34 protein-coding genes are annotated in these 21,056 nt (G+C 65.9%); 7 read left to right on the top strand and 27 right to left on the bottom strand.

All coding sequences use genetic code 11. The features are described from left to right. Nucleotides 1-109 precede the first annotated feature (109 nt). The gene (locus ACFQPG_RS04920) at nt 110-898 is read right to left on the bottom strand and encodes an aldolase/citrate lyase family protein (protein WP_380810643.1); all 789 of its coding nucleotides are present in this window, start codon (nt 896-898) and stop codon (nt 110-112) included. Nucleotides 899-959: 61 nt separating this feature from the next. On the opposite strand from ACFQPG_RS04920, the gene ACFQPG_RS04915 reads away from it, so the two are divergent. Continuing rightward, nucleotides 960-1,133, top strand: coding sequence for a hypothetical protein (locus ACFQPG_RS04915; RefSeq protein ID WP_380810642.1), 174 nt, complete (start codon nt 960-962; stop codon nt 1,131-1,133). A 67-nt stretch (nt 1,134-1,200) separates the two neighbouring features. Here the strand turns inward: ACFQPG_RS04915 and ACFQPG_RS04910 are convergent, their stop codons facing one another. Further along, nucleotides 1,201-1,890 (bottom strand): M23 family metallopeptidase, encoded by a 690-nt coding sequence (locus tag ACFQPG_RS04910; RefSeq protein WP_380810641.1) that lies wholly within the window; start codon nt 1,888-1,890, stop codon nt 1,201-1,203. Nucleotides 1,891-2,319: 429 nt separating this feature from the next. Here ACFQPG_RS04910 and ACFQPG_RS04905 point away from each other — a divergent pair, with 429 nt between their 5' ends. Further along, nucleotides 2,320-3,183 (top strand): outer membrane protein, encoded by an 864-nt coding sequence (locus tag ACFQPG_RS04905; RefSeq protein ID WP_380810640.1) that lies wholly within the window; start codon nt 2,320-2,322, stop codon nt 3,181-3,183. Nucleotides 3,184-3,420: 237 nt separating this feature from the next. On the opposite strand, the gene ACFQPG_RS04900 is transcribed toward ACFQPG_RS04905, so the two are convergent. Then, nucleotides 3,421-4,842, bottom strand: coding sequence for an FAD-binding oxidoreductase (locus ACFQPG_RS04900; RefSeq protein ID WP_380810639.1), 1,422 nt, complete (start codon nt 4,840-4,842; stop codon nt 3,421-3,423). Between the two features lie 55 nt (nt 4,843-4,897). Between ACFQPG_RS04900 and ACFQPG_RS04895 the strand changes: the two genes are divergently transcribed. Then, nucleotides 4,898-5,389, top strand: a complete 492-nt coding sequence (locus ACFQPG_RS04895; RefSeq protein WP_380810638.1) for a dihydrofolate reductase — start codon at nt 4,898-4,900, stop codon at nt 5,387-5,389. A 99-nt stretch (nt 5,390-5,488) separates the two neighbouring features. Beyond that, nucleotides 5,489-6,385, top strand: coding sequence for a thymidylate synthase (locus ACFQPG_RS04890; protein WP_380810637.1), 897 nt, complete (start codon nt 5,489-5,491; stop codon nt 6,383-6,385). Between the two features lie 13 nt (nt 6,386-6,398). Here the strand turns inward: ACFQPG_RS04890 and ACFQPG_RS04885 are convergent, their stop codons facing one another. From ACFQPG_RS04885 to ACFQPG_RS04870, 4 genes are all read right to left on the bottom strand, one after another. Beyond that, complete coding sequence (locus tag ACFQPG_RS04885) at nt 6,399-6,971, bottom strand: anthranilate synthase component II (RefSeq protein WP_380810636.1); 573 nt, start codon at nt 6,969-6,971, stop codon at nt 6,399-6,401. After that, the gene (locus ACFQPG_RS04880; protein ID WP_380810635.1) at nt 6,968-8,503 is read right to left on the bottom strand and encodes an anthranilate synthase component 1; all 1,536 of its coding nucleotides are present in this window, start codon (nt 8,501-8,503) and stop codon (nt 6,968-6,970) included. Before ACFQPG_RS04880 ends, ACFQPG_RS04885 begins: the two co-directional genes overlap by 4 nt. Further along, entirely contained in the window at nt 8,503-9,516 is a 1,014-nt protein-coding gene (gene aroF / locus ACFQPG_RS04875) for a 3-deoxy-7-phosphoheptulonate synthase (protein WP_380810634.1), read from the bottom strand. The genes ACFQPG_RS04880 and aroF overlap by 1 nt, the downstream gene beginning before the upstream one ends. Before the next feature lie 207 nt (nt 9,517-9,723). Continuing rightward, on the bottom strand, nt 9,724-9,864 hold the full coding sequence (locus ACFQPG_RS04870) for a hypothetical protein (protein WP_380810633.1): 141 nt from the start codon (nt 9,862-9,864) through the stop codon (nt 9,724-9,726). A gap of 191 nt (nt 9,865-10,055) precedes the next feature. Here ACFQPG_RS04870 and ACFQPG_RS04865 point away from each other — a divergent pair, with 191 nt between their 5' ends. The 3 genes from ACFQPG_RS04865 to ACFQPG_RS04855 all read left to right on the top strand — a co-directional run bounded on the left by ACFQPG_RS04865 (nt 10,056) and on the right by ACFQPG_RS04855 (nt 10,628). Next, nucleotides 10,056-10,217 (top strand): hypothetical protein, encoded by a 162-nt coding sequence (locus ACFQPG_RS04865; protein ID WP_380810632.1) that lies wholly within the window; start codon nt 10,056-10,058, stop codon nt 10,215-10,217. 102 nt (nt 10,218-10,319) lie between these two features. Further along, nucleotides 10,320-10,445, top strand: a complete 126-nt coding sequence (locus ACFQPG_RS04860; protein WP_380810631.1) for an entericidin EcnA/B family protein — start codon at nt 10,320-10,322, stop codon at nt 10,443-10,445. 42 nt (nt 10,446-10,487) lie between these two features. Then, nucleotides 10,488-10,628, top strand: a complete 141-nt coding sequence (locus ACFQPG_RS04855) for an entericidin EcnA/B family protein (RefSeq protein ID WP_380810630.1) — start codon at nt 10,488-10,490, stop codon at nt 10,626-10,628. A gap of 253 nt (nt 10,629-10,881) precedes the next feature. Here the strand turns inward: ACFQPG_RS04855 and ACFQPG_RS04850 are convergent, their stop codons facing one another. The 20 genes from ACFQPG_RS04850 to rpsS form a co-directional block, all read right to left on the bottom strand. Continuing rightward, entirely contained in the window at nt 10,882-11,277 is a 396-nt protein-coding gene (locus ACFQPG_RS04850; RefSeq protein ID WP_380810629.1) for a JAB domain-containing protein, read from the bottom strand. A 116-nt stretch (nt 11,278-11,393) separates the two neighbouring features. Continuing rightward, on the bottom strand, nt 11,394-11,933 hold the full coding sequence (locus ACFQPG_RS04845) for an ATPase (protein ID WP_380810628.1): 540 nt from the start codon (nt 11,931-11,933) through the stop codon (nt 11,394-11,396). A gap of 56 nt (nt 11,934-11,989) precedes the next feature. After that, nucleotides 11,990-12,676, bottom strand: coding sequence for an adenylate kinase (locus ACFQPG_RS04840; protein WP_380810627.1), 687 nt, complete (start codon nt 12,674-12,676; stop codon nt 11,990-11,992). Nucleotides 12,677-12,792: 116 nt separating this feature from the next. After that, complete coding sequence (gene secY / locus ACFQPG_RS04835; RefSeq protein ID WP_380810626.1) at nt 12,793-14,157, bottom strand: preprotein translocase subunit SecY; 1,365 nt, start codon at nt 14,155-14,157, stop codon at nt 12,793-12,795. A gap of 104 nt (nt 14,158-14,261) precedes the next feature. Then, nucleotides 14,262-14,816, bottom strand: coding sequence for a 50S ribosomal protein L15 (rplO, locus tag ACFQPG_RS04830; protein ID WP_380810625.1), 555 nt, complete (start codon nt 14,814-14,816; stop codon nt 14,262-14,264). 64 nt (nt 14,817-14,880) lie between these two features. Then, entirely contained in the window at nt 14,881-15,057 is a 177-nt protein-coding gene (gene rpmD, locus ACFQPG_RS04825; protein WP_380810624.1) for a 50S ribosomal protein L30, read from the bottom strand. Between the two features lie 5 nt (nt 15,058-15,062). Next, entirely contained in the window at nt 15,063-15,800 is a 738-nt protein-coding gene (gene rpsE, locus ACFQPG_RS04820; RefSeq protein WP_380810623.1) for a 30S ribosomal protein S5, read from the bottom strand. Nucleotides 15,801-15,802: 2 nt separating this feature from the next. Beyond that, complete coding sequence (gene rplR / locus ACFQPG_RS04815; RefSeq protein ID WP_380810622.1) at nt 15,803-16,156, bottom strand: 50S ribosomal protein L18; 354 nt, start codon at nt 16,154-16,156, stop codon at nt 15,803-15,805. A gap of 3 nt (nt 16,157-16,159) precedes the next feature. Further along, a complete protein-coding gene (rplF, locus tag ACFQPG_RS04810; RefSeq protein WP_380810621.1) occupies nt 16,160-16,696 on the bottom strand; it encodes a 50S ribosomal protein L6 in 537 nt (178 codons plus the stop codon). Nucleotide 16,697: 1 nt separating this feature from the next. Further along, nucleotides 16,698-17,093 carry a 30S ribosomal protein S8 gene (gene rpsH / locus ACFQPG_RS04805; protein ID WP_380810620.1) on the bottom strand — a complete coding sequence of 132 codons (396 nt, stop codon included), beginning with the start codon at nt 17,091-17,093 and terminating at the stop codon, nt 16,698-16,700. A 9-nt stretch (nt 17,094-17,102) separates the two neighbouring features. Beyond that, nucleotides 17,103-17,408 (bottom strand): 30S ribosomal protein S14, encoded by a 306-nt coding sequence (gene rpsN / locus ACFQPG_RS04800; RefSeq protein ID WP_380810619.1) that lies wholly within the window; start codon nt 17,406-17,408, stop codon nt 17,103-17,105. A gap of 29 nt (nt 17,409-17,437) precedes the next feature. After that, nucleotides 17,438-18,019, bottom strand: a complete 582-nt coding sequence (rplE, locus tag ACFQPG_RS04795) for a 50S ribosomal protein L5 (protein ID WP_380810618.1) — start codon at nt 18,017-18,019, stop codon at nt 17,438-17,440. Further along, complete coding sequence (rplX, locus tag ACFQPG_RS04790) at nt 18,012-18,332, bottom strand: 50S ribosomal protein L24 (RefSeq protein ID WP_380810617.1); 321 nt, start codon at nt 18,330-18,332, stop codon at nt 18,012-18,014. The genes rplE and rplX overlap by 8 nt, the downstream gene beginning before the upstream one ends. Before the next feature lie 4 nt (nt 18,333-18,336). Then, a complete protein-coding gene (gene rplN, locus ACFQPG_RS04785) occupies nt 18,337-18,705 on the bottom strand; it encodes a 50S ribosomal protein L14 (protein WP_294173617.1) in 369 nt (122 codons plus the stop codon). Nucleotides 18,706-18,728: 23 nt separating this feature from the next. Further along, nucleotides 18,729-19,004 (bottom strand): 30S ribosomal protein S17, encoded by a 276-nt coding sequence (rpsQ, locus tag ACFQPG_RS04780; protein WP_380810616.1) that lies wholly within the window; start codon nt 19,002-19,004, stop codon nt 18,729-18,731. Between the two features lie 12 nt (nt 19,005-19,016). Next, nucleotides 19,017-19,241 (bottom strand): 50S ribosomal protein L29, encoded by a 225-nt coding sequence (gene rpmC, locus ACFQPG_RS04775; protein ID WP_380810615.1) that lies wholly within the window; start codon nt 19,239-19,241, stop codon nt 19,017-19,019. A gap of 2 nt (nt 19,242-19,243) precedes the next feature. Then, nucleotides 19,244-19,675, bottom strand: coding sequence for a 50S ribosomal protein L16 (gene rplP / locus ACFQPG_RS04770; protein WP_380810614.1), 432 nt, complete (start codon nt 19,673-19,675; stop codon nt 19,244-19,246). 12 nt (nt 19,676-19,687) lie between these two features. After that, nucleotides 19,688-20,401 (bottom strand): 30S ribosomal protein S3, encoded by a 714-nt coding sequence (gene rpsC, locus ACFQPG_RS04765; RefSeq protein WP_380810613.1) that lies wholly within the window; start codon nt 20,399-20,401, stop codon nt 19,688-19,690. After that, complete coding sequence (gene rplV / locus ACFQPG_RS04760) at nt 20,401-20,778, bottom strand: 50S ribosomal protein L22 (protein ID WP_380810612.1); 378 nt, start codon at nt 20,776-20,778, stop codon at nt 20,401-20,403. Before rplV ends, rpsC begins: the two co-directional genes overlap by 1 nt. Further along, nucleotides 20,778-21,053 (bottom strand): 30S ribosomal protein S19, encoded by a 276-nt coding sequence (rpsS, locus tag ACFQPG_RS04755; protein ID WP_380810611.1) that lies wholly within the window; start codon nt 21,051-21,053, stop codon nt 20,778-20,780. The genes rplV and rpsS overlap by 1 nt, the downstream gene beginning before the upstream one ends. Nucleotides 21,054-21,056 lie beyond the last annotated feature (3 nt).

Genomic DNA, 21,056 nt, shown 5'->3' with positions numbered 1-21,056 from the left:
TTGCGCATGAGCCGACCAGCAGATGCAGCGATTCAGGCAGCTGCCCGTAGCGAGGGCTCCAGCCGAACGCCAGCCCCCTGCTGTCACTGCCGCTCAAGCGTTGACGTCCTTATGCGACTTTCGCGAAGCGCGCCGGCTGCGGAGTGGCCAGCCGCGCTTCCATCATCTCGATGCGCTTGTTGTCCTCCACGGCGATCGCGCCGTAATAGTCGCGCTTGTTCTTGAGCCAGCACAGTTCGAAGTCGACCGCATTGTTGATGCCGTCCTCGATCGAGTGGCTGCGGATCGCCTCGCCCGCGAATATTACCTTGCGGGTCTCGAACCGGTCAAGCCGCACGGCCTGAATCTCGCGCAGGGCGGAGATGGCGTCGATCGACACGGAGCCGCCCACGACCAGTTCCAGGTCGTTCTCAACGCACGCCTTGGCGACCTGCAGCACCGCGTCGGTGATCTGACGGTCGTTGACCGCGCCACGCGGAAGGCCGCGAGACAGGGTGAAATCGACCCGGCCGAACACGACGCCGTCCACGCCGCCCTTGGCAGTGGCGATCATCGCCGGGAGGTTCTGCAGCGTGGTCTCGGTTTCCAGGTTGAACAGGAACTCGGTGCTGTGCCCGGTCGACCCGTGAGTCTTGGTCTTGGCCTCGATGAACTTGGACAGCGCGTAGGGCGTCTCAACCATCGGCGCGATGATGTAGTCGACACCATACAAGCGGCTGGCGAGAAGATCCGACACAGCTTCGCAGCCGCCGATCTTGAGCGCGACCTTGAGGTCGGCCCGGTGAGTCATTTCCAGAAGGCGCAACAGCTCGTCTGGACGTGTGCCCTCCGCTTCGAACTCCGCCTTGACGGCCACAACGCCATGCTCGTCCCGGCCGCGCTTCAGGAGGTCGAACATTCTTGCTTCGAGAGGATTCACGTCACGCCTCATCATTGTTAACTATCCGAGCGCAAGCCTGATGACTGCCAACAACCTTTGCGTCAATGACGAAGAGATTGCCGGCCAGCCCACGAACGTTGCTCAAACGATCGGCCATGCGCAGCAAAGCCACTTTCTACACTTGGGGACGGCGGTCAACGTCGGTTCCCGCCCCAGCTTGCCACCTCAAATTATTCAGGACGCCGTTGCCTGAATACCACATAGATTTCAGCAACTTCTTGTTACGCCTCGGAAACTTAACGAGTCACCTTGCCGGGAAGTTAGCGAATCCGGGCCTCGGGAAGTGCCGACGAGGTATCCGTCGCCCACCCCTGCCAGCGCGGTGCCACCTTGGCCTCGGTCCCCCAGATCGTCTTGAACTCACTCGCCGGGATGTGGGCTGTTGAGGCCGCCAAGAGCGGGTCCACCGGAAGGCCGTTCAGCCGGACCTCGTAATGGAGGTGAGTGCCAGTGGAACGGCCGGTCGAGCCCATGCCGCCGATCACCTGGCCCGTCGCCACTCGCTGGCCGGGCGCGACGTGGACCGACGCAAGATGCCCGTATCGCGTGCTGACCCCGTTGCCATGGTCCAGTTCGATCAGCCGGCCGTAGCCGCCGGCCCAACCGGCGACGCGGACGATCCCGTCCCCCGTCGCAAGCACGCGCGCACCCGCGGGACCCGGAAGGTCGATCCCGGCATGCCGCCGCTTGCCCCCGCGCAGGGGATCGGAGCGCCAGCCGAACGGCGATGAAATCCGCAGCCGCTGCAGCTGCACGGTTGCGCGCTCGCCTCCACCAACGCGCTCGATGGTCACGAGCGACCGGTCGGCAGGCGGCGGGGTCCAGTCCAGCATGCCGCTGCGGAACGCGAGGTCGCTTCCCGAGGGAAGGACGCGTGACGCCGCGGCGGCCTGGGGTTGCGGCTGAGAAGAAGGCTCGGCTGCAGAGACGGTGCCAGACAGGATCAGCAAGAATGCGCCTACGGATCCCGCGACAGGGCGGACGAAAGCTTCGGATCGATGCATAGGGCGCCTGTAATGGGCGATCTGCCGTGACGCCAATGTGAACGGTTGCGGCGGCTTGGGCCCTGTGGCAAACCGGCAACAACATCCGCAAAAGAGTGGTCGGCTGGAACTGCGATTCAGCACTGCGGACCGGCTGCTGCTGCCATTAAGCCCTTCATTGCGCCAGATAAATCGGCTAGCGGTCGCTGCGCTCGGTTCCGAGGCGCCTGACTTGGCAACGCAACCAAAGTTGCCATTACGAATTACGCATTTGCAGAACAGGGGACTTTTGACCATTTCTGGAGAGCGTTGGGCGTGTGCGGGTCGAATAGCGATTGTGCCGCACGCTTGGGGCCAGGAAGATTTACTTACTGCCAACTGTAACGGAGTAATTGAATGAAGAAATATCTTTTGGCAGCTGGAGCGGCCGCTGCCGTTGCCGCTGCGACGCCCGCCGCGGCACGCGACGGGTCGCCGTACGTCGGCATTGATGCCGGCGCTCTTCTCGCTCGGGACTCCGACGCTGATCGTCGCGGACCGCCGGTCACCACCGGCATCTGGGCCGATTGGCTCGATCAGGAGCATAACCTGGGCTACGACGTCGACCTGGTTGCCGGCTACGACTTCGGTTTGATCCGCGTCGAGGGCGAGCTCGCTTACAAGCGCGCCAAGCACAAGGAGTACGAGATTGACGTGAATGCCCCGGGTCCGTTCCCGGCCGGGATCGTCCCGGGCGGCGAATATGACGCCGACGGTCGCACCAGCGTCACCTCGGGCATGGTCAACGTTCTGTTCGATCTGGGCAGCGACGACGGCGTCAACTTCTTCGCCGGCGCCGGCGCGGGCATCGCCCGGGTCAGCATGACCATCGATCAGCTTGGTGACTCGGCTTACCACCTGAAGGATCGCGACCTCGCCTGGCAGCTGCTGGCCGGTGTTCGCGTTCCGGTGTCGGAGAGCCTGGATGCGGGCCTGAAGTATCGCTACTTCTCGGCCGGTACCCTGAAGGGCGACCTGTACGACCATTCGTTCGACGCGCGTTCGTTCGTGCACTCGCACTCGCTGATGGCGTCGCTCGCGTACAACTTCGGTGCGGTTGCGGCTCCGCCGCCGCCGCCGCCGCCCCCGCCGCCTCCGCCCCCGCCGCCCCCGCCGCCGACGCAGACCTGCCCGGACGGTTCGGTGATCCTGGCGACGGACAGCTGCCCGCTGCCGCCGCCGCCGCCGCCGCCGCCGCCGCCGCCGCCGGTTCGTGGCTAAGGGCAGGCTGAAAAGCCGGGCGCGCTTATAGCCCTTTCGCAATCCTAGCGCGTCCAATCGGGCCCGCCTCCCTCGTGGAGGCGGGCCTTTTTCTTGGCCCTGCATTCGTTATGGGACGGTCGCAGGGTTGCAGCTCGCCTCGTGCCTGAACCGCCGCCTGCCCGCCGATAGAGGTGCTCGCTTCCCTAGGACCTGCTGGTCGCTGGCCGGCTTCATCACCGGAGGAGCCGTCGCGCCCTAGTCGATCAACTTGCCCGGGTTCATCAGGCCGCACGGATCAAGCGCGTGCTTGATCGCCCGGAGCGCTTGGATGCGCGCCGCCGGAGCGGTCCTGAGCAGCTCTTCCTTCTTCATTTGGCCGATGCCGTGCTCAGCCGAGATCGAGCCGCCCTCTGCGGTGACGAGGTCGTGGACCAGGCGGATTGCCGCCGGGGCCTCGTTCCTGATCCACTCCGCCCCCCGGTCCTGCGGAGCCCGTACATGAAAGTGGACGTTGCCGTCGCCCAGATGGCCGAACCCGGACGCCTGGGTGCCCTGAAAGGCCTGCTCCACGGCAGCCGCGGCCTCAATCATGAAGCGCGGCATGGCATCGACCGGAACCGAGATGTCGTGCTGGGCCGCCGGACCGCTCGCCCGCTCCGCTTCCGAGATGCTGTCGCGTATGCGCCAGAAAGCCTCGGCCTGCCTCTCGTTGGCGGCAATGACGGCGTCCCGGACGATGCCGGCCGCGATCGCGCGTTCGAGCAGCTGCTGAAGCAACAGGTCGGGTGCGGCAGCGTCCCGTGGCGCGGCTACGGCCTCAACCAGCACATGCCAGCGGTGATTGCCTGGCAGTGGCGGGCGGGTGCCTGGGATGTGGTGAAGAACCCGCTGAAGGCTGTCCTCGGGTAGGATTTCGAAGGCTTCCACTGCAGTGGTTTCCCGCTGCATCCCGCGCAGCAGGTCCAACGCATCCTGCGGATCGTCTACCCCGACCCAGGCCACCGCGCGCTCGCGCACGGCCGGCACCAGCCGCAGGTTGACGGCGGTGATGATCCCGAGCGTTCCTTCCGATCCGACCAGCAATCCATCCAGATCGTAGCCGCGGTTGTCCTTCTTCAACGGCCTAAGGCCATTGTGGACCGACCCGTCGGCGAGCACCGCTTCGATCCCCAGCACGAGGCTGCGCATGGTTCCGAACCGGAGCACCTGCGTCCCGCCGGCATTGGCTGCCGTCAGGCCGCCGATCGTGCAGCTCCCCCGCGAGCCGAGCGTCAGGGGGAACCGGGCACCCCGTTCCCCCGCGCTCTGGTGGAGGTCGGCCAGGATCACGCCGGCCTCGGCGACCGCGTGATCATCGTCAATCTCGCGAATGCGGTTCATCCTGCGCAGCGACAGCAGCAGGGCGGACCCGTCTTCCGGCGGAGTGGCCCCGCCGACCATCGACGTGTTGCCGCCCTGAGGCACAAGCGCCACCCCGGCTTGAGCCGCGCTGCGGACGATCGCCGCCACCTCGTCGGTGGTCGAGGGCTGCAGCATGGCCTCCGCCGCGCCGTGCCAGCGGCCCCGCCAGTCGGTCAGCCACGGCTCGATCGCTGCCGCATCCGTTACGACCGTCCGCTCCCCGAAACGGGTGCGTAGCCGCTCGATCAAAGCCCTTCTGTCGCTGGCGTTACTCATTCCCGTCTCTTAAGCCCTGATTGACATGGGCGCGAGCCGGAGGTCTGGGAAGCGGATGCCTCGCCCCGCCGTCAGCCTGATCGTCGCCCGCGCCCGCAACGGAGTCATCGGCCGCGACGGCAAGCTGCCGTGGCACCTGCCAGCCGATCTCAAGCGCTTCAAGGCGCTGACCACCGGCAGCGTCATGGTGATGGGCCGGCGCACGTTCGACAGCCTGCCCGGCTTGCTCCCGGGCCGCCGCCACGTGGTTCTCACCCGCGATCCACACTGGAGCGCTCCCGGCGCGGAGGTCGTCCATGACGTCGAGCAGGCGCTTGCCGCCGCTGGCGACCAGCCGGTCAGCGTCATTGGGGGCGCCGAGATCTTCGCTCTGTTCGAAGGCCGTGCGGACCGGATCGAGCTGACCGACGTGCTGGCCGACCTCGAGGGCGACACCCGGATGCCGGACCCGCGCGCCGAAGGCCGCTGGCGCGAAGTCGCCCGTGAGGAGCATCCTGCCGCCGAGGGCCGTCTGCCGTTCGCTTTCGTCACTCTGCACCGCCCCTGATCTGCCGTCCCGACGGGCGTTGCTGGCCGGTCGAAGCGCGCCTAGCCTGCTCATCGCCGCTGCCTCAGGCGGCTTCAACCAACACAGGACCAACCGCCGGTGCTCCACCCCGAAGAATCCTATCTCGACCTCATGCAGCGCGCCCTCGACAAGGGGGACGAGCGCATCGACCGCACCGGGGTCGGCACCAAGTCGCTGTTCGGAGAGGTGCTGCGGTTTGACCTGAGCGCCGGCCGCCTCCCCGTCCTCACCACCAAGCGCGTCTATTGGAAGACTGCGGTCAAGGAGATGTTGTGGTTCCTCACGGGACGAACCAACATCCGTGAACTCCTCCTCAACAACGTCCGGATCTGGAGCGACTGGCCGCACGCCCGCTACCTGAAGGAGACTGGAGACCAGCTGTCGCTCGCCGAGTTCGAAGCCCGGATTGTCGCCGATGAGGAGTTCGCGACCCGATGGGGCAACCTCGGCCCAGTCTACGGAAAGCAGTGGCGCCGCTGGCTCGACGCTGACGGCCGGGAGCATGACCAGATCGGCACCTTGGTCGAGACCCTCCGGCAGAACCCGTCCAGCCGGCGCATGCTGTTTCATGCCTGGAATATCGGAGAATTGGGCCAGATGGCCCTGCCGCCGTGCCACATGGTCTATCAGTTTCACGTAAACTCCCGGCAGGAGTTGAGCTGCCTGGTCTTCCAGCGCTCCTGCGACCTGTTCCTTGGCGCTCCTTTCAACTTCGTCGGCGGCTCCGCACTGCTGCTGATGCTTGCCCAGCAGGCCGGCCTCAAGCCAGGCGAGCTGGTGTGGATGGGCGGCGACGTCCACCTCTACCTCAACCACCTTGACCAGGTGCGCGAGCAGCTGGCGCGGGAACCGCGGCCCTTTCCGACGGTGCGCCTGATCCGCGAAGCCTCCTCAATCGACGACTACCGCATCGAGGATTTCGAAGTGACGGGCTACGACCCGCATCCCCCGATCCAGGCCGACGTGGCGGTTTGAGCCACCAAGGGGTTCAACAGTTGGCGAGAACGTTGGCCAGCATGTGGTCGCCGTGGGTCGTCAGGATCGACTCCGGGTGAAACTGCAGCCCGGTCTGGCGAGCCCGATGATCGCTGATCGCCATCGCCATGCCGTCGATCGACGCATGAACGGTGAAGCGAGTGGGGACCTCCCGGGTACAGAGGGAGTGGTAGCGCCCAACCCGGAGCGGAGCGGCCAGCCCGGCGAAGGGGCCGCCCCCATCGTGCCGCAGGAGACTGATCTTGCCGTGCACCGGCTTGTCCGCCCGCGTTACCCTGCCACCCGCTTCCTGCACGATGGCCTGGTGACCAAGGCAGATGCCTAGCAGCGGCACGATCCCCCTCGCCTGCCCAATCAGCTCGAGGCAGCAGCCGGCATCGTCCGGCCCGCCCGGCCCGGGGGAAAGCACGATCAGCGCTCCGCTCCGTTCGGCTAGCCGGAATGCGCGGGCGGCGGGGACGCCGTTGCGCATCGTCCGCACCCTGCATCCGAGCCGCTGGAATGCCTCCACCAAATTGAAGGTGAAGCTGTCGACATTGTCGATCAGGAGGACGTCGCGGGTCATTGCGGCTCATCTCCCAGGATCGACAGCAAGGCCGACGCCTTGCGCCGCGTTTCCTCCGCCTCGGCCAGCGGATCGGAATCATGCACCACGCCCGCGCCGGCGCGGACAAAGGCGACCCCGTCACGAACCATCGCCGAGCGGATCACGACCGCCGTGTCCATGCTTCCTGCGCCATTGATCCAGCCGATCGCGCCGCCGTAGGGGCCGCGCTTGGTCGCTTCCGCCTCGCGCAGCAGCTCCGTCGCGCGCACCTTGGGAGCCCCGGTCAGCGTGCCGACATTGAGGCAGGCGGCTAGGGCGTGCAGCGCATCGAACTCCGGCTTCAGCCGACCGGTCACCGACGACACCAGGTGCATGACCCGGGCGTAGCGCTCGACCGTGAGAAGCCGGGCAACGTGGCGGGTGCCCGCGACGCTTACCCGCGCAACGTCGTTGCGGGCCAGGTCCACCAACATCATGTGCTCGGCGGTTTCCTTGTCGTCGAGCCGCATCTCGGCCTCGATCCGGTCGTCTTCGTCCGCCGTTTCGCCGCGCGCCCGGGTACCGGCAATCGGCCTAACCTCGACCTCGAGCGATCCGCCCTCGGAAGCGATCCGGACCGAAGTCTCGGGCGAGGCTCCGAACAGAGTGAACTCCTCAGACTCCACGAAGAAGCGGTATGAACTCGGCTCCACCGTCCGCAGCGCCGCATAGGCCCGCAGCGGGTCGGGACAAGCCGCCCGAAATGTTCGCGAGGGCACCACCTGGTAGACCTCGCCGGCCGCGATCTGATGCTTCATCCGGCCGACCACCTCCGCGAACTGGGCATCGTCGAGGTCGCAGGCGAACCGCCCGTCCGGATTGTGGCCAGCGGGCTCGACTGGAGCCGGACTGGACTCGCACGCGGTCACCACATCCGACAGACGGTTGACGGCATCGTGGAGGTTGCGCTCGGCGCAGCCCGGGTCCGGATCCGGGAACGCCGAACATAGCACCCGCCCCCGCCCGCCGGCATCGAACAGCAGCAGGGTGTCGGGCACCCAGAAGAGGAAGTCCGGGAAGCCGAGCGGGTCGCCCTGGCAGCCCGGCAAATCCTCCGCCAGCGCCGCATGGTCGAACGCCACCACCCCGATCAGCGCGGTGGCGAACGGATCGGCGCTGTCCGGCAGAGCGGCGCGGAGGAGGCAGCGGAGCGCATGCAGCGGAGCAGGTGCGGCCAGCCGTTCCTCAGCATCGAGACTGCGGCTGATCGGGATGCCAAGCGTCAGTACCGTCTCTTCGGCACCCGTCAGCCACTCGCCGACGAGACCCCGAACCGCACGAAGCAGGCTTTGCCCGTTTGCGTTCTGGGCCCGCAGCGTGACCACCTCGCCGCGGCATTCCGCCCGGACCGCTGCCCGCGACATCGCCAGCGTCACGCCATCCTTGCCCTCGAACAGGGCACGGTCGCTCCCCGCATCGGGCAGGGCCGCAAGCAGGGCAAGCGGATCAAGCGGGCCAACCAGCCGCCGCTGCACGAGCTCGCCGCGTGGTTGTTCGGGTTGGGATGACATCAAACGCTCTTGCCGACCACCTGCGCCACCGGCCGCAGCGCGGTCATCAGCGCGGTGAACTGCTGCGGATACAATGACTGCGCCCCGTCCGAGAGGGCCGCAGACGGATCGTTGTGGACCTCGATCATCAGTCCGTCGGCCCCCGCCGCCGTCGCCGCCAGCGCCATCGGAGTCACGAGCTCACGGATCCCGGTCCCGTGGGACGGATCTACAATCACCGGCAGGTGGGTCTTGCCCTTGACGTAGGGCACGGCATTGAGGTCGAGCGTGTTGCGGGTGGCGGTCTCGAACGTCCGAATCCCGCGCTCGCACAGCACCACCTGGCTGTTGCCGGCGCTCAGCAGATATTCGGCGGCGAGCAGCCATTCCTCGATCTTCGCCGACAGGCCGCGTTTCAGCACCACAGGCTTGCGGGTCTTCCCGACCGCCCGCAGCAAGGCAAAGTTCTGCATGTTGCGGGCGCCGATCTGCAGCGCGTCGGCATGCTCCGCGATCAGCTCCACATCGGCCGTATCCATGACTTCGGTGACCACCGGCATGCCCAGGGCGTCACCGACTTCACGGAGGATCGCGAGACCCTCGGGACCATGGCCGCTGAACCCGTACGGGCTGGTCCGCGGCTTGTAGGCCCCCGCCCGGAGGATGGTCGCGCCCGCGTCCCGTGCCGCCTCCGCGCTTGCGCGAAGCTGCTCCGCGCTTTCCACCGCGCACGGACCGGCGATCACCGCCAGCGCAGTGCCGCCGATCGCAACCGAGCCAATCCGCACCACCGTGTCGTGTGGGTGAAGCTCTCGGCTGACCAGCTTATAGGGCGCCAAGATCGGCTTGACCGATTCCACGTCCGGGTCGCTGTCGAGGGCAAGCTCAGCGAGCACGCGTTCGTCGCCAAGGGCGCCGAGCACCACCCGCTCGGACCCGGGCATGTGCAGCGGCTGAAGCCCGGCGGCCTCGATCCGTTCGAGGAGGCGCTCGGCACTTTGGGCGGGCGCATCATGCTTGAGGACGATGATCATGGGATTGGTGCTTTCGATGGGAGGCAGAACGACAAAAAGCCCGCCAAAGGCGGGCTTGCGGGCGACCGGGAGTCTCGCGGAAAAGCGGAGTCGATCTCAGGCAGGCGCGCCGTTGGGGCCAGGAACACACCAGCGCCACCAGCGACCAGCCACGCGCCCTTCGGCAGCAGCGGACAGAGAAAGGGCGCGCATCCTCATTCCCTCCAACTAGGTGCGGCGGTCACTGCGCGTCAAGCGGCTTGGGCGCGCTTCGCCGAAGCTGAAGGCGAGCCCGGCCCCAAGGATCCGCACCTCGCCCCCACCCCGGCAAAGGCCGAACTCGACGGTGTGCCAGTAGGGGCGGGCCACCCAGTCCCCCTGGCCCGCCGCGATCGCGCAGGCCAAGCTCTCCGACCGCCTGCATCGCCCGCGCCATGCCCGCATACGCCAGCATGGGAACGTGCCCGAGGATGCCGGGCGGCCTGAATGCCACTTGGCTCGTGAGGCATGGGAGCGTTCGCCGCCGTCGGGGCGTTTAGGTGGAAAAGGAGCCAGAAGTCATGACCCCGACCGGCAAGCGAATGGCCAAATATGCGGCGGTTGGCGCCATTATCGCCATCCCCGTTCCGATCATCGGCCCAATCATCGGTGCCGCGGCCGGCGCCGGTTACGTCTGGTGGCAGGAAGAGAAGCGCCGCCGGGAGGGATCCGGCCGGACCTGACCGGCGCTGACCTTCCCAGCCTGAACCGGAAAATAACGCACCCGTTATGGAAACCCTTGGACGACCGCGCGTTTGTTCAGCCGCTAGACAGGAGAAGAATCCATGGTTCGCAAGGTAATGACTTTGGTGCTGATCGCCGGGAGCCTCGGCGTTGCAGCCTGCAACACCGTTCGCGGTGCGGCTTCGGACGTGAACTCGGCGGCAAACGCGGTCGACAACGCGACCTGATCTGCGCCATGGTCATTTCGTGTTCGTGATGGAGAGATGACCATGGTTCGTAAGTGTGTTGCTCTGGCGCTCATCGGCAGTTCGCTGGTCCTCGCGGCCTGCAACACCGTTCGCGGTGCGGCGCGGGATATCAACTCCGCTGCCAATTGCACCGAGAACACGATGAACGGCGGCCGCTGCTAAGCAGACGCCTCAAGCGCCAGAACGCAGTTCGGCAGAGCCCCGTCGGTTTCGACTGGCGGGGCTTTTGTCTTCTTTGGCGTCCAGCGGGTGCCAGGCAATGATCGCCTTGAGCGCGGCCTTGGGATCAGGGGTGCACCTAAGCTTCGCGCCCTGCTTGCTAATGTCGTCCTGGGCAATGCCGTCCTGTGCCGCACCGGTGGCGGTTGAATGGGCTCCGAAGCGGTCACCACGCCGGCGGCGAGATGGCAGCGGGCTAGAGCAATCCCATCCGCCGAAAGCTGGAGCAGCGCTCGCCGGCGAGCACCAGATGGTCGACCACGGTCACGTCGATCGCGTCGGCGGCGCGGGCGAGGCGCCTCACAGCATCCCGGTCGGTGGGGTCCGGTGAGGACGGATCGCCAGTCTGGCTGTGAGCCAGCACGATCCCTGCGCTGACCAGCCGCGCGGCATCGGCGAGGATCTCCCGGATCGGCAGGCCAGCGGAGCCGTGCCCGTCGTCAAAGGTCGATAGGTGGATGCAGCGGGCCTGCTCATCGAGGTGCGCCACCATCAGCGTTTGCGGTCGCGCCGACTTGAAGCAGGTCGCGAAGAACGCCCTGGATGCTTCGACGCCGGCAAGCTTGACGGGTGTTTCGGCACGCTGAAGCATCCGGGAAGGCTAGCGTTCCGACAGTCCCGAGCCAGTTCAAGCTGGTCCATTATCAACCTTGCTCGAACAGCCGTCCGAATATCCGACCAAAGTTGCTCCGGGGCGGATTGATATTGTCAGGGACGCGCTGCTCGACCGTTGCTTGCCGCCGCGAAGCTCCGCAGTCGCTTCATCTGCTCACCCAGCACCTGATCGACCAGTGGAGCGAGCTTTGCCCCGTTGCCCTGCACGAAGCCAGCCACGCGATAGTTCAGCGTCAGCCGCGAACCCCCGGCGATCGGCTCCACCCGCACCGTCATCGCTCCGGTGGCGCCCTCGAACAGCAATGGCCCTAGCGCGCCGCTCAGCACCGCCATGTGCTTGACCGGATCGACATAGCTGACCCTCAGATGCTCGACCCCGCCGCCGCCTTTCAACCGCTCGCAGAAACAGCCCCCTGCAACCAGCTTGAGAGACAGGTTGGCGGCATCCCCCGAGTAGGTGTGATCCGGGCTCCACCAGCTGCCAATTCGTCCGAACGCATCAAACAGTGCCGTCGGTGGGACCACCGTCTGCACGCGATGCTCGATCTCGAATGCATTGGCGGAGCTGCTCTTGACCTCGGCGGCGGCCGGAGTGGCAAGCAGGGCGGTGAGGAGAAAAAGAATGTTGCGCATGTCGTCAGACTGTCATCGCTGGCCGGCTCGCGCAATCCGGCAGCGCAGTTGCCGAGCTACAGCTGGAGAGACCGTCCTTCGCCAGGCTGCTGCGCGCCCTCCCCGTCCAGGACGGCGTCGATCTGCCGCGCGACTTCCTCAACGCTGGCCATACCGTCGATCCGACGGACGAGGCCACGCTCCTCGTAGTACGGCAAGATCGGAGCGGTCTTGGCGCGATACTCCGCCATCCGTGTCCGCACCGTCGTCTCATTGTCGTCCGGCCGGCGCTTGAACTCGTGCGCCCCGCAGGCGTCACAGGTTCCCTCGACCCTCGGCAGCTTGAACTTGTCGTGGTAGCCGACGCCGCACTTGGCGCAGGAGAAGCGGCCGGTAATCCGGTCCACCAGCGCCTCCTCGTCGACCTGCAATTCGATCACATAGTCCAGCTTGCGCCCGCGATCGGCGAGCAGAAGATCAAGCGCCTCGGCCTGGTGCTGGGTGCGAGGGAAGCCGTCGAAGATCGCGCCGTTGCCAGCCGAGCCGTCGAGGCGCTCTCCAATCAGCGCGGACACGATCGCGTCGCTGACTAACTCGCCCGCATCCATCACCGCCTTGGCCTTGAGGCCGATCGGCGTTCCCGCCGCAACCGCGTGACGCAGCATGTCGCCGGTCGACAGCTGAACCATGCCGCGGGCCTGCTCGAGCCGCTGCGCCTGTGTTCCCTTGCCGGCACCCGGCGGGCCAAGAAGGATGATGTTCAACGACTTAACCCCGTTTCCGCTGCCTGCCGAAAGGCTGGCCTGCTTTCGGTCGCCCCCGCAAGAGAAATCAGGCTTCGCCACGCTCGGCCCAAGCGAGAAATGACCCGCTGCTTGCCTTAGCGCCGCTTGCCGCCCTTGAGCTTGGCCTTCTTGATCAGGTCGCCATACTGATGCGCGATCAGGTGGCTCTGGATTTGACTGACCGTGTCCATCGTCACGTTGACCACGATCAGCAGGCTGGTGCCACCCAGGTAGAACGGAATGCCGGCCTGCGCGAACAGGATCTCGGGGACCAGGCAGATCGCAACCAGGTAGGCGGCGCCGATCACCGTGATCCGGTTCAGCAGATAATCGAAGTAGCCCTCAGTCGCCTTGCCCGGGCGGACGCCGGGGATGAAGCCGCCGTGCTTCTTGAGCTGGTCGGCGGTCTCCTCGCTGTTGAACTGCACCGCCGTGTAGAAGAAGCAGAAAAAGGCGATGCCCAGACCGTAGAGCGTCATGAACACCGGGCTGCCGTGCTGCAGGTAGGTGCTGAGCGTGATCAGCCACTCGCTGCCGCCTTCGCCCTGCGGAGTGGCGCCGGCCATCTGGATGACGGTCAGCGGCATCAGCAGCAGCGACGACGCGAAGATCGGCGGGATCACGCCCGCAGTGTTGATCTTGATCGGAAGGTGGCTGCGCTCCTGCTGCATCATCCCGCGCGCGGTCTGGCGCTTGGGATACTGGATCAGCACCCGGCGCTGGGCCCGCTCCATGAAGCAGATGAACAGGATCAGGCCGACCACCAGGGCAATGATCAGCGCGATCAGCAGCGGGTCCATGGTCCCGCTGCGCCCGCCTTCGAACAGCTGGGCAAGGCCCCGCGGCAGGCTGGCGACGATGCCTGCCATGATGATCAGGGACACGCCATTGCCGATTCCGCGGCTGGTGATCTGCTCACCGATCCACATCAGGAACAGGGTGCCGCCGACCAGGCTGACCGTGGCCGCGACCCGGAAAGTCATCCCCGGCTCGACCACCGCGCTGATGCCCTGCGTCGCGCCCAGCCCTTCCAGACCGACCGCGATGAAGTAGCCCTGCACGGTGGTCAGGACGACGGTCAGGTAGCGAGTATATTGGTTGAGCTTCTTGCGCCCGGTCTCGCCCTCTTTCTTGAGAGCCTGCCACGGACCGTACATGGTGGAGCCGAGCTGCACCACGATCGAGGCGGTGATGTACGGCATAACGCCGAGCGCAATGATGCTCATCCGCTCCAGGCTGCCGCCCGAAAATGTATTGAAGAAATCGAGGACCCCGCCCCGCTGAGTGTCGAACAGCGCCGCCATCGCCCGCGGATCGATCCCCGGCATCGGCACGTGGCTGAGCAGCCGGAACAGGATCAGCGCACCCAGCGTGAACCAGATGCGCTTCTTGAGCTCGGTCGCCTTCCCGAAGCTCGACAGGCTGATGTTGGCGGCCAGTTGTTCGGCTGCGGATGCCATTCGTGGTCCTTAATGAGACAAAGGCGGCGAAAGGCTGTGCGCCCCCCGCCGCCCCATATAGTCTGCCGTGCGCGCTTGAGAAGCGATCACGGTTCGAGCGGCGGTTACTTCGCCGACCTGCCGGACTTGGCCGCCTTGTCGGCGAGACGCACTTCGCGCGCCTTGCCCTTCTTGGCGGCGGCGAGCTCGGCCGGGTCCTTGCGCTCGATCAGCTCGATCGATCCGCCCAGCTTCTCGACCGCTTCGCGGGCGCCCTTCGACGCACCGGCGACCCTGAAGCTCACCTTGCTGGTCAGTTCGCCCTTGCCGAGCAGGCGGACGCCGTCCTTGCCACCACGGGCGAGGCCGGCGGCCTTGAGCCGGTCATGGTCGATCGTGCCACCCGTCTTGAGCTTGCCGGCATCGATCATCTTCTGGATCGCGCCCAGGTTCACCTCGGCATGATCGCGGGCGAAGATGTTGTTGAAGCCACGCTTCGGGATCCGCATGTGGAGCGGCATCTGGCCGCCCTCGAAGCCGAAGATCGACACGCCGGAACGGCTGGTCTGGCCCTTCTGGCCGCGACCGGCGGTCTTGCCCTTGCCTGAGCCGATGCCCCGTCCGACGCGCATGCGGGACTTGCGGGCACCTTCATTATCGCGGAGTTCGTTCAGTTTCATGTCTTGCACTCGCTTTCGCTTTTGTCGCGCTGGTGCCCCCGCCGAAGCGGAGGCACGAATTGGTTTAGCGTTCCACGCTCACCAGATGCTGCACCTTGCGGACCTGGCCGAGAACCTCGGGGGTCTCCTCCACTTCCACGGTGCGGTGCATCTTGTTGAGGCCCAGCCCGACCAGGGTCGCGCGCTGGGTCTTGTCGCGGCGGATCGGGGATCCGGTCTGCGTGATCTTGATGGTTGCCATGACGATTACTCCGCGATCGCTTCGGCGGTCGCTTCCGCCTCGGCGCTGCCCATACCGCCACGGCCGAGCAGGTCGGCGACCTTCTTGCCCCGACGCTGCGCCACCGAACGGGGGCTCGTCTGTTCCTTGAGCGCCTCGAAAGTCGCCCGGATCATGTTGTAGGGGTTCGACGTGCCGACCGACTTGGTAACCACGTCCGCCACGCCAAGGCTTTCGAACACGGCGCGCATCGGACCGCCGGCGATGATGCCGGTCCCGGCCGGAGCCGAGCGGACCGCCACGCGACCGGCGCCGAAGTGGCCGAGGCCGTCATGGTGCAGGGTGCGGCCGTCACGCAGCGGAACGCGGACCATCGCCTTCTTGGCGGCGGCGGTCGCCTTGCTGATTGCTTCCGGCACTTCGCGGGCCTTGCCATGGCCGAAGCCGGCGCGGCCCTTGCCGTCGCCAACCACGACCAGCGCCGCAAAGCCGAAGCGCTTGCCGCCCTTAACGGTCTTGGACACCCGGTTGATGTGGACGAGCTTCTCGATCAGCTCCTCGCCATCGTCCTCGCGGTTCGGTCCGCCGCGGCGGTCGTCGCGACGCCCGCGGTTGCCGCCGCCGCGATTGTCGCGTCCGCCACCGCGTCCGCCGCGCGGACCGCGCGGACCGCGGCCTTCCGGCTGCGCCGGAGCGCCTTCCGGAGCCGCCGCAGCTGCGGGAGCGGAGGTGTTGGTTTCAGGGGTCTGGTTTTCGTCAGCCATGATCAGAACTCCAGCCCGCCTTCACGGGCGGCATCGGCCAGGGCCTTGACCCGGCCATGGAAAAGAAAGCCGCCACGGTCGAACACGACCCGGTCGACGCCCGCAGCCTTGGCGCGCTCGGCCAACGCCTTGCCGACTTCGGCAGCGCCGTCGCGGGTGGCGCCCGTCTTGCCCCGGAGATCCTTGTCCAGGGTAGAGGCGGCGGCAACGGTCTTCCCGGCGGCGTCGTCGATGACTTGGGCGTAGATGTGCCGGCCGGACCGGTGGACTGACAGCCGCGGCTTGCCCGAAGCACGGGCCTTGAGCGCGGTCCGGACCCGGCGGCGGCGACGATCGAAGAGAGAGAGTTTCGCCATGGCTTACTTCTTCTTGCCTTCTTTGCGGAAGATGAACTCACCGCGATACTTGATGCCCTTGCCCTTGTAGGGCTCCGGCTTGCGCCAGCGGCGGATTTCGGCTGCGACCTGACCAACCTTCTGCTTGTCGATGCCGCTGATCTCGACCGTGTTGGGGTCGGGAGTCTTGACCTCGACGCCTTCCGGCACCGCATAGTTGACGTCGTGGCTGTAGCCGAGCTGCAGGCGCAGGTTCTTGCCCTGGGCCGCGGCGCGATAGCCAACGCCGGTGATCTCCAGCACCTTGGTGAAGCCGTCGGTGACACCGCTGACCAGGTTCTGCACGTTGGTCCGCTGCATGCCCCAGGCCGCACGGGCCCGCTGGCTGGTGCCGACCGGCGTGACGCTGATCTGGCCGTCCTCGATGGCGGTCTGGACGAGGTCGTCCATCACGGTCATCGAGAGCGTGCCCTTGGGTCCCTTCACGGAGAGCGTGGAGCCTTCCAGGTTCGCGGTAACGCCTGCCGGCACCGGAACCGGCTTTTTGCCGATACGGGACATCTTAGAACACCTCCGCCAGCACCTCGCCGCCGACGTTCTGGTCGCGCGCTTCCGCGTCGGACAGAACGCCACGAGGCGTCGAGACGATGGTCATGCCAAGCCCATTGCGAACCCGCGGCAGCTCCCGCGAGGCCGAATAGACCCGGCGACCGGGCTTCGACACACGCGCGAGGTGACGGATCGCCGGCTCGCCTTCAAAATATTTGAGCTCGATGCGCAGGCCGTTCTGGCCCGCGACCTGCTCTTCGGAATATCCGCGGATATAGCCTTCGCGCTGCAGCACGTCGAGGACGTTGGCTCGCAGCTTGGAAGCCGGCGTCAGGATCGAGTCCTTGCGCGCCTGCTGGCCATTGCGGATGCGGGTGAGCATATCACCCAAGGGATCGGTCATCGGCATAAGGTGCCCTTACCAGCTCGACTTCGTGAGACCCGGGATGAGGCCCTTGTTGCCCATTTCCCGGAGCATGATCCGCGACAGGCGGAACTTGCGATAATAAGCGCGCGACCGTCCGGTCAGCTCGCACCGGTTGCGGACGCGGGTCTTGTTGCCGTTGCGCGGCAGCTCCGCCATCTTCAACCGGGCGATCAGACGTTCCGTCTCATCAAGAGACTTGTCGTTCGCCTTCGCCTTCAGCTTTTCGAGCTTCGGTGCGGTCTTCTCGACGAGCTTCTTGCGACGCTCGTTCTTGTTGATCGAACTCAGTTTCGCCATGACTTAAGTTCTTCTCCTAACGCAGCCGCTTACGCAGCCTGCTTGGTCTCGGTCTCGGCCGCGGGGAACGGGAAGTTGAAGAGGCGCAGCAGCTCGCGCGCTTCCTCGTCCGTCCTGGCGGTCGTGGTGATGATGATGTCCATGCCCCGGACCTTGTCGATCTGGTCATAGTTGATCTCGGGGAACACGATCTGTTCCTTGAGACCCATCGCATAGTTGCCGCGGCCGTCGAACGACTTGGGGTTGAGGCCCCGGAAGTCGCGAACGCGGGGAAGCGCGATCGTCACGAGGCGGTCGAGGAACTCGTACATCCGCTCGCGGCGCAGGGTAACCTTGCAGCCGATCGGCATGCCCTCGCGCAGCTTGAACTGCGCGATCGAGGTCTTCGCCTTGGTGATCACCGGCTTCTGGCCAGCGATCTTTTCCATCTCGCTGGCGGCCTGCTCGACCTTCTTCTTGTCCTGGGTCGCCTCGCCGACGCCCATGTTGATGACGATCTTGTCGAGACGCGGCACTTCAAGAGCGTTCTTGTAGCCGAACTTCTCGGTCATCGCCTTGGCGATGCGCTCGTCGTAATCCTTCCGCAGCCGCGGAGTATATCCATCAGCCATTGATCAGCTCCCCGGACTTGGCCGCGACCCGAACCTTCTTGCCGTCGCGCTCCTCAAAGCGGACGCGGGTCGGCTTGCCGGTCTTGGGGTCGGCAATCGCGACCTTGGACACGTGCAGCGGCGCTTCCTTGCGCTCCAGGCCACCTTGCGGGTTGGTCTGGGTCGCCTTCTTGTGGCGAACGGCGATGTTGACGCCGGACACCACGACCTTGGATTCCTTCGGCATCGACTGGGTGACTTCACCCGTCTTGCCTTTGTCCTTGCCGGACAGGACGACGACCTTGTCGCCCTTCTTGATCTTCGCAGCGGCCATGATGTTACAGCACCTCCGGCGCGAGAGAGATGATCTTCATGTGCTTCTTCGCGCGCAGCTCGCGGACGACGGGCCCAAAGATACGGGTGCCGATCGGCTCCTCGTTCTTGTTGACCAGCACCGCGGCATTGCCGTCGAAGCGGATCACCGATCCGTCGGGACGGCGGATGTCCTTGGCGGTACGGACGATGACGGCACGGTGAACGTCGCCCTTCTTCACGCGGCCGCGCGGAGCGGCTTCCTTGACGGACACGACGATGATATCACCGACGCCGGCAACTCGGCGCTTGGACCCGCCAAGCACCTTGATGCACTGGACGCGCTTGGCGCCGCTGTTGTCCGCGACGTCCAGGTTGGACTGCATCTGGATCATGGGTCTTCCCTATCCTTCGCGGTTCAAGCGTTGGCCGCTTCGGCGAGGTCGGCGGCCTTCGCCGCATTGACCCGCTCGATCACGGTCCAGCTCTTCTGCTTCGAAATCGGCGCGCATTCCTCAATGCGAACCTGCTCTCCGACCGAATAGGCATTACCCTCGTCGTGAGCGTGGTACTTCTTCGACAGCTTGATGATCTTGCCGTACAGCGGGTGCTTCACCCGCCGCTCGACGCGGACCACCACGGTCTTGTCGGCCTTGTCGGACACCACGGTGCCGGTCAGGACGCGCTTTGGCATCTCGTCTTCTCCTTACGCCTGGGCCGACGACGCGGTTGCGTCGGTCGTCCCGGAGCGCTGGTTCTGCAGCGTCTTGATACGGGCGATGGTGCGGCGCACCTCGCGCACCCGCGACGGCTTCTCGAGCTGGTTCGTCGCCGCCTGGAAGCGGAGGTTGAACTGCTCGCGCTTGAGCTCGCCAAGCTGCTGGGACAGCTGGTCGTCGGTCTTCACCGACAGGTCTTCACGCTTCGCCATGATTAGTCGGCCTCGACCATGGTTTCGCCAAGGCGGGCCACCACCTTGACCTTGATTGGGAGCTTTTCCGCGGCACGCTCGAAAGCAACCTTGGCGAGCGGCCCGGGAACACCGTCCAGCTCGAACAGGATTCGGCCCGGCTTGACGCGGGCGACCCAGAACTCGGGCGAGCCCTTCCCGGAGCCCATGCGGACTTCGGCCGGCTTGCTCGACACCGGAACGTCCGGGAAGATGCGGATCCAGAGACGGCCCTGACGGCGGATGTGACGCGTGATCGCGCGGCGGGCCGCTTCGATCTGGCGCGCGGTGATCCGCTCAGGCTCCATCGCCTTCAGGCCGAAGGCGCCGAAGTTGAGCTCGGTCCCGCCCTTGGCGTTGCCGTGGATCCGGCCCTTGAAGGCCTTGCGGAATTTGGTGCGCTTAGGCTGCAACATCTGTTTGTTTCCTTACCGGCGCCGGTCGTCGTCACGTGCCGGGCGGACGCCCGAGGTCTGCGCTTCCATCATCAGCCGATCCTGCGCGAGCGGGTCATGGCCGAGAATCTCGCCCTTGAAGACCCAGCACTTCACGCCGCACACGCCGTAAGCGGTGTGGGCCTGCGCCTCGGCATAATCGACGTTGCCGCGCAGCGTGTGCAGCGGAACGCGGCCTTCGCGATACCATTCGGAGCGGGCGATCTCGGCGCCGCCGAGGCGGCCGCCGCAATTGATCCGGATGCCTTCCGCACCGAGGCGCATGGCCGACTGCACCGCGCGCTTCATCGCCCGGCGGAACGCGATCCGGCGCTCCAGCTGGTCGGCGATGCCCTGGGCAATCAGGCGGGCGTCAACTTCCGGCTTACGGATTTCGACGATGTTGAGGCTGACTTCAGAAGAGGTCATCTTGCCGATGATCTTCTTCAGCTTCTCGATGTCCGAGCCCTTCTTGCCGATGATCACGCCCGGACGCGCGGCATAGATGGAGATGCGGCACAGCTTGGCCGGACGCTCGATCACAACCTTGGAGATCGCGGCCTGCGGCAGCGCCTTCATGATGTGGCGGCGGATCTTCAGATCCTCGAGGAGCAGACGGCCGTAGTCCTGACCTTCCGCGAACCAGCGGCTGTCCCAGGTACGGTTGATCTGCAGCCGGAGGCCGATCGCGGATGACTTGTTACCCATTACGCTTCTTCCTGCTCGCGAACGACGACGCGGATGCGGCTGAACGGCTTGACGATGCGGCTCGACCGGCCGCGGGCGCGGGTGGCGAAGCGCTTCATCGAGATCGACTTGCCGACGCTCGCCTCGGCGACGACCAGCGCGTCGACGTCGAGGTTGTGGTTGTTCTCGGCGTTGGCGACGGCCGACGCGAGCACCTTGTAAACGTCCTCGCTCATCCCCTTCGGGCTGAACTTAAGGATGTTCAGGGCCTCTTCGACGCGGCGCCCGCGGATCAGGCCGGCCACCAGGTTCAGCTTGCGGGCCGAACCACGAATGGTGTTGCCGATGGCGAGCGCTTCCTTGTCGCCCACCTTGCGGGGTGATGCTGGCTTGGACATTAGCGCTTGCCCTTCTTGTCGGCGGCGTGACCCGGGAAGTAGCGCGTGGGCGCGAACTCGCCGAGCTTCATGCCGACCATGTCTTCGTTAACGCTCACCGGGACGAACTTGCGGCCGTTGTAGACGTTGAACGTCAAGCCGACGAACTGCGGCAGGATGGTCGAACGGCGCGACCAGGTCTTGATCGGCGCGCGCTTGCTGTTGTCCTGAGCGGCTTCCGCCTTCTTCAGGAGCGACAGCTCGACGAACGGGCCTTTCCAAACGGAACGAGCCATCTC

Origin of the sequence: Sphingomonas sp. GCM10030256 (genome assembly GCF_042666415.1) — a bacterium.
Lineage (GTDB): Bacteria > Pseudomonadota > Alphaproteobacteria > Sphingomonadales > Sphingomonadaceae > Sphingomicrobium.
Note: the sequence above shows the minus strand (reverse complement) of the source record. Positions and strands in the feature narration are given on the sequence as shown.